The sequence below is a fragment of the Micromonospora sp. KC606 genome (assembly GCF_004348675.1).
Lineage (GTDB): Bacteria > Actinomycetota > Actinomycetes > Mycobacteriales > Micromonosporaceae > Micromonospora.
On sequence record NZ_SMKN01000421.1, the window covers coordinates 1 to 854 of the forward strand.

At 69.9% G+C, this 854-nt stretch carries 2 pseudogenes; both read left to right on the forward strand.

The window, feature by feature from the left end:
- A pseudogene (locus tag E1193_RS31490) lies at positions 1–328 on the forward strand (tetratricopeptide repeat protein); the annotation flags it as partial.
- A gap of 230 nt (positions 329–558) precedes the next feature.
- Positions 559–854 (forward strand): annotated as a pseudogene (locus E1193_RS31495) (helicase); the annotation flags it as partial.

Sequence of the window (854 nt, forward strand, 5' to 3'; positions counted from 1 at the left end):
CGGCAGCACCCGGGGCGTCGCCACGACCGCCCCCACCACCGCGACGCCGACCGCCGGTGCCGCCGCACCCGATCGGGTGCGGCTGACCGACCGGCGCGACGACATCGCCCTGTCGTGGCGGTATCCGCCCGGCGCGGAGGGCCCGGTGGTGGTCGCCGGCGGCCGGTCCGGGCAGGAGACGCGCGCCTTCCAGGAACTGCCCGCCGGGACGGAGAACTTCGTCGTGTACGGCCTGGACCGCACCAACGACTACTGTTTCACGATCGCGGTGGTCTGGTCGACCGAGAGTGTGGCCCGCTCCGGCCAGGTCTGCACGAAGCGGCGCTGACGGCAGGCCGGCGTCGGTGTGACACGGTCACCTGCCGGCCCGGCACGCTTGGTGGGACCACTCGCCGCGCGGTATGTTTCTCAGTTCAGACACAAAAAAGGAACGGCATCTGTTGCCATTCCTGAATCGATTGTAATTGACGAGGAGACGGCTTGTCAACGCACTCCGACGGTTCCGTCGAGCACCAGCGGGACGACGACGAGATCGGCCGCGAACAGGAGTACGTCTCGATGCTCTACGGCCGACTCGACGACCTGCGTGAGCAGGCCGCCCGGCGGCTCACCGAGGAACTGCGCCGCACCGGCGGCACGTTGCAGGACCGCTCCCAGCGGGACAGCTCCGTGCGGATGTACGCCGAGCAGGTCGAGCAGTTCTCCGCCGTCGAGAACGGCCTCTGCTTCGGCCGGCTCGACGGCGACGACGGGCCCCGGCACTACATCGGCCGGATCGGCATCTTCGACACCAGCGGCGACTACGACCCCCTGCTGATGGACTGGCGCGCCCCCGCCGCCCGCCCGTTCTACCT